Genomic DNA, 16,109 nt, shown 5'->3' with positions numbered 1-16,109 from the left:
AAATGATTATTCCTTCACCGCAGGAACACCTGCTTCAGCGGGCGCAGCGCCGGCTGGCGCAATCTGATGCTCCAGACGCTTAATTTTGCGCTCGGCGCGCGCCAGAGAGACGCGGACGCGCAGCCAGAAAAGGCCGCAAATCAGCCAGCCGATGGCAAAACCGGCAGCAAAAAGCACGGCCAGCAGCGTTGAGATACGGAATTCACCCTGCGCGAGCAAATAGTTGAACGTGACCACCTGGTCATTCTGCGCTCCCAGCGTCACTGAAATGACGAAGATTGCTAACACCAATAAGAAAATTAGAAAATATTTCACATGACTTCCCGTTATGTGGGTTGCGCGTAAGAATCCCGCGTTCAGCCCTATAAAGTATCATTTTCGCCGCAGCGGTGAAATGGAAATGCATGACGCCAGTACAGGATATGCGGCCTGAAGCTGGCAATATCAACACTATTCCGGCGCTGCCGCCCTTTTTTTAATATCCTGCGCCTCTTCACCCGGCGGCGATAGCGGACCGCAGAACCGCTGGGCAAGCCAGGTCGCCAGGGTCACCAGCAGCCAGGAAATGAGCGTCGCGACGATCAGGTCCTGCGGCCAGTGCATGCCCAGCGCCAGGCGGCTCCCCATCACCGCTACGGCCCACGTCAGCAGCAGCGCCATGGTTACCCAACGACGCCGGGGCCACAGCAGACCTACGCCAAGCAGCGCCCAGCTGGCAGCAAACATGGTGTGACCAGAAGGGAAAGCGAAGCCGGTCTCTTTTTGCCAGTGCTTACGCAAAAAGTGCGGAATTTGCTGCTCCTGGGCCAGCTGCTCATGCACCAGTTTAGCGCGTTCTTTGCGTTTCAAGGTGTAGAATTGGGTGACCGGCACCTGCCGGGCCTGTTCCAGCCAGATGACAAAGGGGCGAGGCTCCTGAACGCGGTCTTTAATCCACGACTTCATACCCTGGCCCAGCAGGATCGCGGCGCCCAGAATCAGGAACAGGACTACCGCGGCGCGCAGACGAAATCGCAGACACCACAGGAACCAGGCGCATAAAATAACGTGCGTGATGATGCCCCAGGGTTGCGTCACCGTCTCGGTCACCCAGTACAGCAGCTTCATCATGCCTGCCGACAGTTCCGGATGCCATTTCCAGCCGGAAATCCACACCACAGCAGGCATGATCAATAGCAGGGCCGCGCCAACGGCGGTTCGTCTGGCAATCAACAGCATTTCATCTCCTTATTCTTTGACCTCAATATCATAACGGAAAGTAGTTCGTTTGTGCGCTTTGCGCGCAGGTAACCGTACGCAATTAGGAGAACGTCGCGCCGTTGTGGCAAAATAGCGGCAAACAGAAGCACAGTCAGGTGCTGATAGAATCTGGAGAATCACATGCAGCTTAAACGTGTGGCAGAAGCCAAACTGCCAACCCCATGGGGCGATTTTCTCATGGTGGGTTTTGAAGAACTGGCAACCGGGCAGGATCACGTCGCGCTGGTTTTCGGCGATATTTCGGGGCAATCCCCGGTGCTGGCCCGCGTACACTCTGAGTGTCTCACGGGCGATGCCCTTTTTAGCCTGCGCTGTGATTGCGGATTTCAGCTGGAAGCGGCGCTGTCGCATATTGCCGAAGAGGGGCGCGGTATCCTGCTGTATCACCGGCAGGAAGGGCGCAATATCGGCCTGCTGAATAAAATTCGCGCTTACGCTTTACAGGATCAAGGCTATGACACCGTCGAGGCTAATCATCAGCTGGGCTTTGCCGCCGATGAGCGTGATTTTACCCTGTGCGCGGATATGTTTAAGCTGCTCAACGTTGAACAGGTGCGTCTGTTGACCAACAATCCGAAGAAGGTTGAGATCCTTACCGAAGCCGGAATCAACATTGTCGAACGCGTGCCGCTGATCGTGGGCCGCAACCCGAAAAATGCCCACTATCTCGATACCAAGGCGGCGAAAATGGGCCACCTGCTGAGTAAATAATCCGCCGCATTAATAAGAAAAGGGCCAGAGCATATGCTGGCCCTTTTTATATCAGACGCAGGTTTAGAGCATATTGCGGATCACATAATGCAAAATACCGTCGTTCTGATAGTAGGTCAGCTCAGTCGCGGTATCGATACGGCAGCGGCACTCAATGACCTCCTGACTACCGTCCGCGCGGGTGAGCTTGACCGGTACCGTCATACCTGGCTGTAGAGCCTGCAGGTTGCTGATATCAATCCGCTCCTCGCCGTTCAGCCCCAGCGTTTTGCGCGTTACCCCTTGCGGAAACTCCAGCGGCAGAATCCCCATACCAATCAGGTTGGAGCGGTGGATACGCTCGAATGACTCGGCAATCACCACCCTGACGCCCAGCAAACGCGGGCCTTTAGCCGCCCAGTCGCGGCTGGAGCCGGAACCGTACTCTTTGCCTGCAATGACCGCCAGCGGCGTGCCCTCCGCTTTATAGAGCATTGCAGCATCGTAGATAGCGATAGGCTGGCTATCCGGAAGATGGCGGGTCATTCCCCCTTCCACGCCGGGCACCATTTCGTTACGTATACGGATGTTGGCAAAGGTGCCGCGCATCATCACCTCATGGTTGCCGCGACGTGAGCCGTAGGAGTTAAAGTCGATGCGTTCGACGCCGTGATTCTGCAGATAACGCCCCGCAGGACTATCGGCTTTAATGCTGCCCGCCGGTGAGATGTGGTCGGTGGTAACCGAGTCGCCCAGCATGGCCAGAATGCGCGCGCCATGAATATCCTCCACCGGTTCAGGTTCAACGCCCATTTCATCAAAGAAGGGCGACAGACGAATATAGGTCGAATCATCCTGCCAGTCGTAGGTATCAGAGCGATCCACTTTAATCGCCTTCCACTCGGCGGTCCCTTCAAATACTTCAGCGTACTCTTTGCGGAACATCTCCGTTGAGACCTGCTCAACCGCCTGGGCCACTTCGCTGCCGCTCGGCCAGATATCTTTCAGATACACCGGCTGACCCTCTTTACCGGTCCCTAATGGTTCACGCGTCAGGTCAAGATTCATATTACCCGCCAGAGCGTAGGCGACCACCAGCGGCGGTGAAGCCAGCCAGTTAGTTTTTACCAGCGGATGAATACGTCCTTCAAAGTTGCGGTTGCCGGAAAGCACGGCCCCGACGGTCAGATCGCCCTGCTTGATTGCCCGCTCAATGGGATCCGGCAGCGGCCCAGAGTTACCGATACAGGTGGTACAGCCGTAACCGACCAGGTTAAATCCCAGCTCATCCAGATAGGGCGTCAGCTTTGCATGGGCCAGATAGTCGGAAACCACCTTCGATCCCGGCGCCAGCGATGCTTTAACCCACGGCTGCGGTTTGAGGCCCAGCTCGACAGCTTTCCTCGCCAGCAAGCCAGCGGCCATGAGCACGCTGGGGTTGGAAGTATTCGTACAGGAGGTGATCGCGGCAATCACCACCGCCCCGTCCGGTAGCGAGTACTGCTGCCCGTTTAAGGTATAGTCGATTGGTCGTTTATCTTTCTGCGCGTGGTTCACCTCCAGTTCGGTGCTGGCAGCAAAGGCATGAGGCACATCGCCGAGAGCCACGCGATCCTGGGGACGCTTCGGCCCTGCCAGACTGGCTTCGACGCTACCCATATCCAGCGCCAGCGTACTGGTGAAGACCGGTTCATCTCCGGGCTGACGCCACATCCCCTGGGCTTTCGCATAGGCTTCCACCAGCGCCACCTGCTCTTCACTGCGCCCGGTCAGGCGCATATAGTCAAGCGTGACCGCATCAATCGGGAAGAAGCCGCAGGTTGCGCCATACTCCGGCGACATATTAGCGATAGTCGCACGGTCCGCCAGCGGCAGGGAATCGAGGCCATCGCCGTAGAATTCAACAAACTTGCCTACTACGCCATGTTTACGCAGCATCTGAGTGACCGTCAGGACCAGGTCCGTCGCGGTGATGCCTTCACGTAGCTTGCCGGTCAGCTTAAAGCCGACAACGTCCGGTATCAGCATGGATACCGGCTGTCCAAGCATGGCGGCTTCCGCTTCGATACCGCCCACGCCCCAGCCGAGTACGCCTAAACCGTTAATCATTGTGGTATGTGAATCGGTACCGACCAGCGTGTCCGGGAAGGCTACCCACTCGCCGTTTTGCTGTTCGCCCCATACCGCCCGACCGAGATATTCCAGGTTAACCTGGTGGCAAATTCCGGTGCCCGGCGGCACCACGCTGAAGCGGCTGAAAGCCTGTTGTCCCCAACGTAAGAAGACATAGCGCTCATGGTTACGCTCCATCTCAAGCCGGACGTTTTCTTCAAAGGCATCATCATCACCGAAACGGTCTACCGTAACCGAATGGTCAATGACCAGGTCGACAGGAGAAAGCGGGTTCACTTTGGCGGTGTCGCCTCCCAGGCGTTTTACCGCTTCGCGCATCGCCGCCAGATCGACGACGGCGGGAACACCGGTGAAGTCCTGCATCAGAACGCGCGCTGGACGGTAGGCAATTTCCCGGTCGGCATGGGCATGCTGCAGCCATCCGGCAAGGGCATGAATATCTTCGGCGGTGACGGAATCACCGTCCTGCCAGCGCAGCAGGTTTTCCAGTAGCACTTTAAGTGATTTGGGCAAGCGCGAGAGATCGCCCAGTTCTTTGGCGGCCAGCGGTAAGCTGTAGTAATGCCAGGTTTTATCTTTAACCTGAAGCGTATCCTTGCTGGCTGCTCGTAGGGTTGACGACATAGCTCCTCCTTTACCTTAGGGATAGCATCCCCTGATCCTCCTCAGGGTCATTATTAAAGATAACACATCTTTGATGTAACACTTTGATAACAACTCAAATTGCTAAAATAGGTTAAGCGGATTAAGACAGGAAATTTGAATAATAGAGGGTGGTAATATTGAGAAGCATTGAAGAAGGTGCGTTTACTTCAACAACCAAGGTGTATTAGTACGCGAGTACAAAGAAGGACTAATCGTCATTATTTTGCCGATTAGTCCAATAGAGAAAATTTATTGAGCGAATCTAAAAAGAGAAAGATTATATCCTCCTTATTGCCGCTATTTTTATCAGATGGAAATTATTCTCAATATTTCACTTGTCATAAAACTGACACAACCATTTTGACTGGCAGGTGCTCTAGCTTAGAAACCAAACGTTGCAGATAACCAGAGCAATGACGCTCCAGAACATCGCAAGCCCAAGGATAACGGCGCTCCAGGCCTTACTTCTCAAAACCGGATCTATCTCAGTCTTGTCACGTTCCTGTGACATCGTAAACTTCATATAATCGATATCACTAATCATTTTTTCACCACCAATCGCTAAGAATTGCTAACCACAGATAAATCTTAATTATGGATGCGCTATTAATCCAGCGAATTCGCTTCCCGGCAGATATCTTTAATCATTATTTTGATCGCGACAGGTATATTTGCAAATCTGGTATGAGGAGTTAACGAAAATTGTGATTCAGACAACGTTTAGATATTCAAATTCAGGTCATTATAGGTTTTGGCATCCCCGTGAGGATGCCATCATTTTTTCTGCGGTTATTTTTCCGGTAACTTAATATCTTTGAACATGGCCTCAATATCTTCATTTGAGCGCAGAGCGACCGCGGTATCGACCACGTCTCGGGTCAGATGCGGTGCAAATCGTTGAATAAAATCATACATATAGCTTCGTAAGAAGGTGCTGCGCCGGAAGCCTATTTTGGTGGTGCTGTGGCTGAATATATCGTTGGCGTCCAGCTTGACCAGGTCCGGATCGGAAACCGGGTCGACCGCCATACTGGCTATTACCCCTACCCCAAGCCCCAGGCGGACATAGGTTTTAATCACATCGGCGTCAGTCGCGGTAAACACGATGCGCGGGGTTAAACCAGCGCGATTAAAGGCGGTATCCAGTTCAGAACGACCGGTGAAACCGAAGGTGTAGGTCACCAATGGATACTGCGCCAGCTCTTCAATCGATACCGACTCTCGCGACGCCAGCGGATGTTCAGGCGTCACGACCACGGAACGGTTCCAGTGATAGCACGGCAGCATGACCAAATCATCATAGAGATGAAGCGCTTCCGTAGCGATAGCGAAGTCGGCATTACCTTTCGACACCGCCTCGGCGATTTGCGTTGGCGAGCCCTGATGCATGTGCAGCGAGACGCGGGGATAGCGTTCGATAAAACCTTTGATAACCCCCGGCAGCGCGTAGCGCGCCTGGGTATGCGTGGTCGCCACGTACAGCGAACCTTTGTCAGGCCAGGTGTGCTCTCCGGCCACCGATTTAATCGCATCCACCTTCGACAGTACTTCGCGAGCGATGCGGATGATCTCCTGGCCCGCAGGAGTAACCTGGGTCAGATGTTTGCCGCTGCGGGCGAAAATCTGAATTCCCAGCTCATCTTCCAGCATGCGAACCTGCTTGCTGATGCCCGGCTGTGAGGTATACAGACCTTCGGCAGTAGAGGAGACGTTCAGATTATGGTTAACAACCTCAACGATATAGCGGAGCTGCTGTAGTTTCATGGCTGATATCCGATAGCGCGTAAAATGAACCCGCTTAATACATTTTACGTTCAGGCGACGATCCGGCTGGCAATCCAGTCTGGCTCTGCCTCTCTGCGACTCGCCATTTAGACGCCACAACGTATCCTGAAGACGATGATGTATAAGACGATTTGATAATAAAAAAGAGATTAGCTATAACCACTATATCATTTATATCTACTATGTATAGATACTAACAAAAAATAATAAGACAGTTATAAGGCGGGAGATAAAAAAGCAGATTAACGTGGGAGATCAGTCACCTGGGAAATGAATGAAGGGCCGCAACGCGGCCCTCAGGAGAGGTTATTTCTTCGCTTCGGTCCATTTACCGTCGATATAGAAGGCTGACCAGCCGGTCGCTTTACCCTCTTTCTCAGAAGCAACGTACTGCTGTTTAGTTTTGCGGCTAAAGCGCACCAGCGTTTTGTTGCCTTCCGGATCCTGCTGCGGCGCATCGGCCAGATAGCGCAGCTTCTCAGGCAGACGATCGCGGAAGCGGAACAGCTCTTCCACAAGCGGCGCGCGAGTTTCGCGGGATTTCGGGAAAGTATTGGCGGCAAGGAATACGCCGGCCGCGCCGTCGCGCAGGACGAAATAGGCGTCTGACTTCTCGCACGGCAGTTCCGGCAGCGGAACCGGATCTTCTTTCGGCGGAGCCACTTCCCCATTACGCAGGATCTTACGGGTGTTTTTACACTCGTCGTTGGTGCAGGCCATGTACTTACCAAAACGCCCCATTTTCAGGTGCATTTCGGAGCCACATTTCTCACACTCAACGATCGGACCGTCATAGCCCTTGATGCGGAATTCGCCCTCTTCAATCTCGTAACCATCGCAGGTCGGGTTATTACCGCAGACGTGCAGCTTGCGCTTCGGATCGATAAGGTAGCTGTCCATTGCCGTGCCGCATTTTTTACAGCGACGTTTGGCCCGCAATGCATTGGTTTCGGCGTCATCGCCTTCCAGCACGTTGAGGACTTCGTTTTCCGGCACCAGGTTAATGGTGGTTTTGCAGCGCTCTTTCGGCGACAGCGCATAGCCCGAGCAGCCAAGGAACACGCCGGTGCTGGCGGTCCTGATCCCCATCTTGCGCCCGCAGGTTGGGCAGTCAATGCTGGTCAGCACCATAGGGTTCGGCTGCATGCCGCCCTCTTCCGGATCTTTCTCTGCCGTTTGCAGCTGCGAAGTGAAGTCCCCGAAGAAGCTGTCGAGCACCTGCTTCCACTCGGCCTGATGGTTCGCCACCTGGTCAAGACGGTCTTCCATCTGCGCGGTGAAGTCGTAGTTCATCAGATCGCGGAAGTTCTCTTCCAGTCGATCGGTGACGATTTCGCCCATTTTTTCCGCATAGAAACGGCGGTTTTCCACTCGTACGTAGCCGCGATCCTGAATGGTCGAAATGATTGACGCGTAGGTAGACGGGCGGCCGATGCCGCGTTTTTCGAGCTCTTTAACCAGCGAGGCTTCGCTAAAACGCGCCGGCGGCTTGGTAAAGTGCTGCGCTGGCGTCAGTTCGACCAGGCTCAGGCTGTCGCCCTTATTGACCAGCGGTAAAGTACGATCTTCATCGCCTTTACGCAGGGCTGGCATCACCTTAGTCCAACCGTCAAAGCGCAGCGTACGGCCGCGGGCTTTCAGTTTGAAATCGCCGGCTTTTACCGTCAGCGTGGTGGAGTCGTACTGCGCAGGAGTCATCTGACAGGCGACAAACTGGCGCCAGATCAGCTGATACAGTTTCTGCGCATCAGATTCCATATCTTTTAAGGTTTCGGCCAGCACGTTGACGTCGGAAGGACGAATAGCTTCGTGCGCCTCCTGCGAGTTTTCTTTGCTGGCGTACTGATTCGCGCTCTCCGGCAGATACTTCTTGCCGAAGTTATCGCCAATGTAGCCGCGCACCATGCTCAGCGCATCCTGGCTCAGGTTCGTCGAGTCGGTACGCATATAGGTAATGTGTCCCGCTTCATAGAGACGCTGGGCCATCATCATGGTTTTCTTCACGCCGAAGCCAAGACGCGTGCTGGCGGCCTGCTGCAGGGTGGAGGTGATAAACGGCGCGCCCGGCTTGCTGCTGGTCGGTTTGTCTTCACGCTCCAGCACGCTGTAGCTGGCTTTTTCAAGCAGCGCGACGGCCGCCATGGTTTCATCACGGCTTACCGGACGGAACGGCTTATCGCCGTTGTACGTTACCTGCAGCGGCAATGCATCGCCGCCTGGGGTGGTGGTGCTGGCGTCAACTTCCCAGTACTCTTCCGGAACGAACGCTTTAATTTCGCGCTCGCGCTCGACCACCAGACGTACCGCAACCGACTGGACGCGGCCTGCGGACAGACCGCGGGCAATTTTTTTCCACAGCAGCGGAGAAACCATATAGCCCACCACGCGGTCCATAAAGCGACGCGCCTGCTGAGCGTTAACCCGGTCAATATTCAGTTCGCCCGGCTTTTCGAAAGCCTGACGGATAGCATTCTTGGTAATCTCGTTGAACACCACGCGGCTATAGCGCTGTTCATCACCACCGATAACTTCCCGCAGGTGCCATGCAATGGCCTCCCCTTCGCGGTCAAGGTCGGTTGCGAGATAGATGTGGTCGGCTTTTTCCGCCAACTGTTTGAGTTCAGAAACGACCTTTTCTTTACCCGGGAGTATTTCATAGTGCGCATTCCAGTCATGCCATGGGTCCACGCCCATACGGTTGACCAGAGCGCCGCGTTCATCCTTCTTAGGCTTTTTAGCCCCTTTGGTGGAGGTAGAGTCGGCGCTCTTTTTAGATGCTGAGCCACTGGTCGGCAAATCGCGGATATGACCGACGCTGGACTTAACCACGTAGTCATTACCCAGATACTTATTGATCGTTTTGGCTTTTGCCGGGGACTCAACGATAACGAGAGCTTTACCCATATTCACCTTTACCTAATTTGATTCATCCAGGAATACATCGCACATTGATTCACCATCCACTGGCGACACGTCACAACCTATGTTGCGTCGTTGTCGATGGATATCAACCCTTTGCACCGGTTTCACATCCATAAAACCAGATAGCTGAGTTTGCTGGCTTTTTCTTGCCAGGCGACATAGCACGAATAATTTTTGGCCGAATGTCAAGCAAATCTGTTGCCAGATCGCTGAAAGCGTCACACTGTACCTGATAAAATTCGTTACGCAACTTTATTAGCATGCAAAAGCAAATCCCGCCACTAACTGATGTTTATTCGGCGCCTGCAATTACCCCTGTAAGATCAATGGAAAATTTGCCCCTCGCCGTCGCGCGGCGTAGACTACCCGCGAAGAATCACAGGAGGCATTTATGCAAGGTACAACCCAACCCATCGATCGCCAGACGCTTCTGGAAAAAGCCAACAAACTCATTCGCGAACATGAAGATACGTTAGCCGGGATCGAGGCCACCGACGTCGTGCAGCGTAACGGCGTGCTGGTGTTCAGCGGCGAGTTTTATCTTGATGAGCAAGGACTGCCCACGGCGAAAAGTACGGCGGTATTTAATATGTTTAAATACCTCGCGCACGAACTGTCTGATAAGTATCACCTGGCGGATTAACACTTCTGCCCGGCCCTGACGAAAACGCGAGGCCGAAGCCTCGCGTTGTCTGGATTACATCAGCGGTTTTTGCCCGCGCTGCCACCAGCGCAGCAGGAGTTTATCAGCGCTTTCCGCGGCGCTACCGGTAAAACGATCGAGCATTTTCTTACGCTGCTGATAGCGCACGCCGATCACCTCGTGTTTATCCATCAGACCCAACAGTAGCTCATCGCTGGTTTCCACCGCATCCACAAGCCCCTTCTCCAGCGCCTGAACGCCGTACCAGTGTTCGCCAGTGGCTACCTGTTCAATATCGAGTTCGGGACGCATCTGGTGAACAAAATCTTTGAACAGTCGATGGGTATCGTTGAGGTCTTCGCGGAACTTCTGACGCCCTTCTTCGGTATTTTCGCCCAGCATCGTCAGGGTACGTTTGTACTGGCCTGCCGTATGCAGCTCAATATCGATATCTTTATTCTTCAGGAAGCGATGAAGGTTCGGGATTTGCGCGACGACGCCAATAGAGCCAAGGATAGCAAACGGCGCACAGACGATTCTGTTCGCCACGCAGGCCATCATATAACCGCCGCTGGCCGCGACTTTATCTACCGCCACCGTTAGCGGGATCTGTTTGTCACGCAGACGCTGCAGCTGTGAAGCGGCAAGACCATAGCCGTGAACCACGCCGCCGGGGCTTTCGAGGCGAATGACCACCTGATCGCGCGCTTTTGCCGCCGCCAGGACCGCGGTGATCTCTTCGCGCAGACTGCTGACTTCATGCGCATCCATGCTGCCTTTAAAATCGATCACCCAGACGCGCGGTTTGGCGTCCGGCTCAGGCGTTCCCAGCTTCGCCCGCGCCTTAGACGCCTTAGCTTCCTGCTTAAGCTTTTTCTTTTGCGCTTTATGCCACAGCTTCTGCTGCGGCGCATCGAGCAACGAAACCGCCAGCTCTTCCTTCATCTCCTTATATTGCTCGCTAAGATTGGTTACCCGCAGCTCGCCGCGCTGTTTTTTGCGCTGAGTCAGGTTAACAATAATGGCGACGATAACCGCAATTGCGACAACGATGGTCGCGATTTTGGCCAAAAACAGGCCATATTGAGCAACTAATTCCACGTTTTCACCTTGTGTAAACCACTGACGTTGGCGCACAGTGTACATCAGCCGTCGGCGAGAAGTCTTTGTGCTTTGTGTCGCGTGCGAGGCGCCTTCCTGTTTTTTTCAGCGACGATGAAATCGTTGCAAGATATTAATTCCGCGAAGAGTTTCCGCTTCGCCGATTGCATTAGCGGGCGCTTTCAGGCATAAAGCGCAAAAGTGAGATACCGAACAGCAAGCGCGATCGTCAGCAGATCGCCCGAGGAGTCGCCGTGCACTATCAACCGCAACGTCACCTGTTACAGGACCGCATCATCCTGGTTACTGGCGCCAGCGACGGCATTGGCCGTGAAGCCGCCCTGACCTATTCCCGCTATAGCGCCAGCGTTATTCTGGTCGGACGCAATGAAGAGAAACTGCGCGGCGTCGCGCAAGAGATTGAGCAGGCTGGCGGCATTCCCGCCCGCTGGTTTACTCTCGACCTGTTAACCTGCACGCCGCAGGAGTGCCAGCAGCTGGCGCAGAAAATAGCCATCCACTACCCGCGCCTCGACGGAGTGCTACATAACGCGGGTCTGCTGGGCGACGTTTGCCCGATGGATCAACAAAAGCCGGAAGTGTGGCAGCAGGTGATGCAGGTGAACGTGAACGGCACCTTTATGCTCACCCAGGCACTGCTTCCTTTATTACTCAAATCCGAATCGGGTTCGCTGGTCTTTACCTCTTCCAGCGTCGGCCGCCAGGGACGTGCGAACTGGGGCGCTTACGCCGCGTCGAAATTTGCTACCGAAGGCATGATGCAGGTGCTGGCCGAGGAGTATCAAAACCGCCATCTGCGGGTCAACTGCATTAACCCAGGCGGCACCCGCACCAAAATGCGCGCCAATGCGTTCCCGACGGAAGATCCGCAAAAATTGAAAACCCCCGCTGATATCATGCCGGTATACCTGTGGCTGATGGGCGACGACAGTCGTCGTAAGACGGGAATGACTTTTGACGCCCAGCCGGGCCGCAAACCAGGAATCGCACAATGAGTGATGAACGCCACCGCGAACGCCAGCAGCGGGTAAAAGACAAAGTTGACGCTCGCGTCGCCGCCGCGCAGGAAGAGCGCGGTATCGTGATCGTTTTTACCGGCAACGGTAAGGGTAAAACGACTGCCGCCTTCGGTACCGTCACCCGCGCCGTCGGGCACGGTAAGAAAGCTGGCGTCGTGCAGTTTATTAAAGGCACCTGGCCGAACGGCGAGCGCAATCTGCTCGAACCCCACGGCGTCGAGTTTCAGGTGATGGCGACCGGTTTTACCTGGAATACGCAGGATCGCGAAAGCGATACCGCCGCCTGCCTCGCGGTCTGGGAGCACGGGCGCCGCATGCTGGCCGATGAAAGCCTCGATCTCGTTTTACTGGACGAGCTCACCTATATGGTGGCCTACGACTATCTGCCGCTGGAAGAGGTGCTTACCGCGTTACGCAACCGTCCGGCGCAGCAGACGGTGATTATTACCGGACGCGGCTGCCACCGTGAAATTACCGAACTGGCCGATACCGTCAGCGAACTACGTCCGGTGAAACACGCGTTCGATGCCGGTATCAAAGCGCAGATGGGGATCGACTACTAGCCACCAGCCGCTCAAGCAGCGCATGGTTGAGCGGCAGACACAGGCAATCCTCCCCCGGCGCCAGTTCGCTTTCGACAATATTTTGCCGTGAAACGAAGCGCTTGCGATATTCGGTCGGCGTAACGCCGCAGTATTTATTAAAGGCGGCAATCAGGTATTTATGCTCCTGAAATCCGCAGCTGTGGCTAATCTCGGTAATCGGCGTACGGGTATCGCGCAACAGCGTGCGGGCTTTGTTTAGCCGCACCAGCGTCAGATACTCTTTAAAATTATAGCGACTCACCTTTTTAAACAGCCGCGAAAACCATGAGTAGCTCATCCCGCTATGGCAGGCGACCTCGCTCAGCGTCAGCGGCTGGTCAAAGTGTTGATTAATAAAATCTATGCCTTTTTTGATCATCGCCTCGTCGCGCAGCGAACTTTCGCCGCGCTGCGTCGGCTCGCCAGCGGAGACTAATGCATCCAGTAACAGATAAATGGCGGCGATACGCTGAAACGGCGCAGGGTTGTCGATCAGCTGTTTCAGTAACTCCGCCAGCCGCTGATGCACTTCACTGTCCGCCGCAGTGTAAGATCGTCCGCAGGTACTCCATTCCAGCTGTGGCGAGGGGTGAAGTTCGTCAAACAGGCCGGGCGAAAACTGAACGGTGACCAGTTGGCTGCCCGCCGCCTCCGCGTTGAGGGAATGAACCTCTTCCGCATTGATGTACAGCATGTCCCCCTGCGCCAGCTCCAGGCTCTGCTGGCCGACGGCGAGCGTAAACCGCCCTGCCAGTACGGTAATCAGCTCAGGAGCCGGATGCCAGTGCGGCTCGCAGTAGCGAACCTCCGCGGCAAACACGTTCAGCTTCTCGGCATCGAAGGCAATCAGCTCGTAGCCGCTGTTCGCCGTCTGTCGTCCGCTCTGCGTGAGCGAACCGGGGTGAGTCACTGAAAAAGGAAACATGCGCACTCTCCTGTCATTGGCAACGATCAGCGCCCTGTCAGCACGGCGTTAAGTTCGTCGCGCTCAATATCCAGCGCCAGAAACTCGGTCAGCGCAATCAGCAGCCCGCAGAACAAATCCGGCGCCAGGCGGATCAGTTTTTCACGGACCTGTTCCGCAGGCATCTGGCTCTTATCGGCAATCAACTTGACTACCCGGGCAAAAGCTTCCGGCTGCTGAATCAGCTGCTGCAGCGAATTATCATCGCGAAGCGGGACGTACCGCTGCGGGCAGTGCACTTCGATTTCCGCCGTCAGCGGCAGATCCCGCGATGAGCCGCCGACTCGGATCTGCCAGAGCCCCGGCGTCACGACCCAGTCGCCGAGGCCAGGATGATAGCAGGCCAGATCGCCGATGGGCAGCTGCAGGCTCACGCGACGGGTCTCTCCGGCGGCCAGCGCCACTTTGCTGAACGCTTTTAATGACTGCACTTCGCGAATCAGCTCCCCCTTCGGCGCGCTAACGTACAGCTGGACGATCTCTTTGCCCGCATACTCTCCGCAGTTGGTCAGATCGAACGAAACGGTAAGCGTCTCGCTTGCGCCTACACGGGAGGCTGAGAGCGCAATATTATCGTAAGCAAACCGGGTATAGCTTAAGCCAAAACCGAAGGGAAACTGCGGCGTCAGACAACGCTTGTCGTAATAGCGATAGCCGACAAAAAGCCCTTCTCCGTAATGATGGCGCAGGTTTTCGCCCGGATAGTGCAGCCAGGCCGGCGTTTCCTCCAGCGTATTAGGCACCGTCACCGTCAATTTACCGCAAGGGTTGCGCTGGCCGAAGAGGATTTCCGCAACCGCGCGCCCCATTCCTTGTCCGGCAAAAAACGTTTCCAGCAGCGCCTTGCACTCGCCAAGCCACGGCATCACCACCGCATCGCTATTTGCCAGCACCACTACGATATTCGGCTGGACTGCCGCCACTTCGCGAATCAACCGTTCATGCACCGGCAGAATATTCAGATCCTGACGATCGCCGTTTTCACCATCTTCACCCACGGCGGTACTGACGAAAATCACCGCCACGTCAACTTCCTGAGCGACCCGGCAGGCCTGCGCCAGCGCCTGTTCATCGCTGCGCAGATCGTCCGGCGCGCCTACGGCCCATGAGACGCTAAAATCGTCCCCGGCGAGATCGAAAATTTCATCCAGCGGGCGGTCGAGCAGATACGGCACCGTTGTCGCGCATCCGGACCCCTGGATCACCGGCTCCTGGGCTGGTTTACCCAGCACCGCAATACGCGGTGTTTTCTCCGGATGCAGCGGCAGCAGACTATCTTCGTTTTTCAGCAAGACAATGGATTCGCCGGCCAGGCGCTGCGCCAGCGCGTGGTGCGCCGGGAAATCGGCTCGCGTTTCCGGGCGGCGATGGCGCTGAACCTTGTCGAGCAGTTTCAGCATGCGTAGACAGGCGCGGTCTACCACCGCCATCGGCACCTCTGCGGATTCAATAGCCGCCAGCAGAGTTTGTTTATCGCGGCGGGTTTCCGGCATCGCCAGATCGTTACCCGCCATCAGCGATGCCGGGCGATCTTTAATACCGTACCAGTCGGACATGACCAGGCCGTCATATCTCCACTCATCGCGCAATACCTGAGTGAGTAAAAACGGATCCTGCGAAGTTTGTACGCCGTTAAGACGATTGTACGAAGACATGACCGTCCACGGCTGGGATTTTGTGATCGCCCGCTGGAAACCCGCCAGGTAGATTTCCCGCAGCGCCCGTTCTTCAATGATCGAATCCATTTCCGTACGGCGGTACTCGGAGTTGTTCGCCGCAAAGTGTTTCAGGCTGGCGCCGACGCCCTCCTGCTGCAGACCGTTGATCAGCGCAGCAGCAATGTCGCCGCTGACCACCGGGTCTTCGGCATAATATTCATAGCCTCGACCAGCCAGCGGCGTACGGCGGATGTTAATGCCCGGTCCGAGCAGAATCCCAACCCCCATATGCTGGCACTCTCTTCCCAGCGCCTGCCCCATCTGATGCACCAGTTCAACGTCCCAACTACAGGCCAGGCTGGAACCGTTAGGAAAGCAGGTCGCCGGGAGCGACGTACTGAAGAGCGCCTCGCTTCCCCCTTTCGCGGTAGGTTCTTCCGCGCTGGCCTGGTCTGCTGTTTGGGTGATGACCGAAATAAAATCATCCATGCTCCACTTTTCCCGGCCATCAATCTGCGCGCTGCTGTAGCGAACGCCATAGGTACCGTCGGTCATAATGATATCTTCGATACCGTGCTGCGGCAGCGACGCGGTACGCCACAGGCCGCTGCCGGTCAGTAGCGCCACTTTATCTTCGATGCTCATCGCGGCGAGGGTGGTATTAAAATCGTTATTCATCTCTCT

Annotated in this window: 13 protein-coding genes; 4 read left to right on the top strand and 9 right to left on the bottom strand. The window is 55.4% G+C overall.

The window, feature by feature from the left end; all coding sequences use genetic code 11:
* Nucleotides 1-6: 6 nt before the first annotated feature.
* Complete coding sequence (locus ABLV75_RS16365; RefSeq protein ID WP_004101395.1) at nucleotides 7-315, bottom strand: LapA family protein; 309 nt, start codon at nucleotides 313-315, stop codon at nucleotides 7-9.
* A gap of 135 nt (nucleotides 316-450) precedes the next feature.
* A complete protein-coding gene (pgpB, locus tag ABLV75_RS16360; protein ID WP_004101394.1) occupies nucleotides 451-1,218 on the bottom strand; it encodes a phosphatidylglycerophosphatase B in 768 nt (255 codons plus the stop codon).
* A 162-nt stretch (nucleotides 1,219-1,380) separates the two neighbouring features.
* Here pgpB and ribA point away from each other — a divergent pair, with 162 nt between their 5' ends.
* Entirely contained in the window at nucleotides 1,381-1,971 is a 591-nt protein-coding gene (ribA, locus tag ABLV75_RS16355) for a GTP cyclohydrolase II (protein WP_004101393.1), read from the top strand.
* A gap of 63 nt (nucleotides 1,972-2,034) precedes the next feature.
* Here the strand turns inward: ribA and acnA are convergent, their stop codons facing one another.
* The 4 genes from acnA to topA form a co-directional block, all read right to left on the bottom strand.
* Nucleotides 2,035-4,707, bottom strand: coding sequence for an aconitate hydratase AcnA (gene acnA, locus ABLV75_RS16350; protein ID WP_016808523.1), 2,673 nt, complete (start codon nucleotides 4,705-4,707; stop codon nucleotides 2,035-2,037).
* 397 nt (nucleotides 4,708-5,104) lie between these two features.
* Entirely contained in the window at nucleotides 5,105-5,272 is a 168-nt protein-coding gene (locus tag ABLV75_RS16345; RefSeq protein WP_004101391.1) for a YmiA family putative membrane protein, read from the bottom strand.
* Between the two features lie 245 nt (nucleotides 5,273-5,517).
* Complete coding sequence (gene cysB, locus ABLV75_RS16340; protein ID WP_004101390.1) at nucleotides 5,518-6,492, bottom strand: HTH-type transcriptional regulator CysB; 975 nt, start codon at nucleotides 6,490-6,492, stop codon at nucleotides 5,518-5,520.
* 327 nt (nucleotides 6,493-6,819) lie between these two features.
* On the bottom strand, nucleotides 6,820-9,417 hold the full coding sequence (gene topA / locus ABLV75_RS16335; RefSeq protein WP_224324642.1) for a type I DNA topoisomerase: 2,598 nt from the start codon (nucleotides 9,415-9,417) through the stop codon (nucleotides 6,820-6,822).
* Nucleotides 9,418-9,826: 409 nt separating this feature from the next.
* On the opposite strand from topA, the gene ABLV75_RS16330 reads away from it, so the two are divergent.
* Nucleotides 9,827-10,078: a YciN family protein gene (locus tag ABLV75_RS16330; protein WP_004101388.1), complete on the top strand. Its 252-nt coding sequence runs from the start codon at nucleotides 9,827-9,829 to the stop codon at nucleotides 10,076-10,078.
* 54 nt (nucleotides 10,079-10,132) lie between these two features.
* Here the strand turns inward: ABLV75_RS16330 and sohB are convergent, their stop codons facing one another.
* On the bottom strand, nucleotides 10,133-11,179 hold the full coding sequence (sohB, locus tag ABLV75_RS16325) for a protease SohB (RefSeq protein WP_016808521.1): 1,047 nt from the start codon (nucleotides 11,177-11,179) through the stop codon (nucleotides 10,133-10,135).
* Nucleotides 11,180-11,433: 254 nt separating this feature from the next.
* Here sohB and ABLV75_RS16320 point away from each other — a divergent pair, with 254 nt between their 5' ends.
* Together ABLV75_RS16320 and cobO are read left to right on the top strand one after the other, a co-directional pair.
* On the top strand, nucleotides 11,434-12,195 hold the full coding sequence (locus tag ABLV75_RS16320; protein ID WP_004112423.1) for a YciK family oxidoreductase: 762 nt from the start codon (nucleotides 11,434-11,436) through the stop codon (nucleotides 12,193-12,195).
* Nucleotides 12,192-12,782: a cob(I)yrinic acid a,c-diamide adenosyltransferase gene (cobO, locus tag ABLV75_RS16315; RefSeq protein WP_004101381.1), complete on the top strand. Its 591-nt coding sequence runs from the start codon at nucleotides 12,192-12,194 to the stop codon at nucleotides 12,780-12,782. The genes ABLV75_RS16320 and cobO overlap by 4 nt, the downstream gene beginning before the upstream one ends.
* Here the strand turns inward: cobO and ABLV75_RS16310 are convergent.
* Complete coding sequence (locus ABLV75_RS16310) at nucleotides 12,754-13,728, bottom strand: AraC family transcriptional regulator (RefSeq protein WP_064356322.1); 975 nt, start codon at nucleotides 13,726-13,728, stop codon at nucleotides 12,754-12,756. The genes cobO and ABLV75_RS16310 overlap by 29 nt on opposite strands.
* Before the next feature lie 26 nt (nucleotides 13,729-13,754).
* On the bottom strand, nucleotides 13,755-16,103 hold the full coding sequence (locus ABLV75_RS16305; protein WP_348855025.1) for a glycoside hydrolase family 3 C-terminal domain-containing protein: 2,349 nt from the start codon (nucleotides 16,101-16,103) through the stop codon (nucleotides 13,755-13,757).
* Nucleotides 16,104-16,109 lie beyond the last annotated feature (6 nt).

This window comes from Klebsiella sp. CN_Kp066, assembly GCF_040065135.1.
Lineage (GTDB): Bacteria > Pseudomonadota > Gammaproteobacteria > Enterobacterales > Enterobacteriaceae > Klebsiella > Klebsiella oxytoca.
The sequence above is the reverse complement of the archived record's forward strand: the minus strand, read 5'-3'. Positions and strand labels throughout refer to the sequence as shown.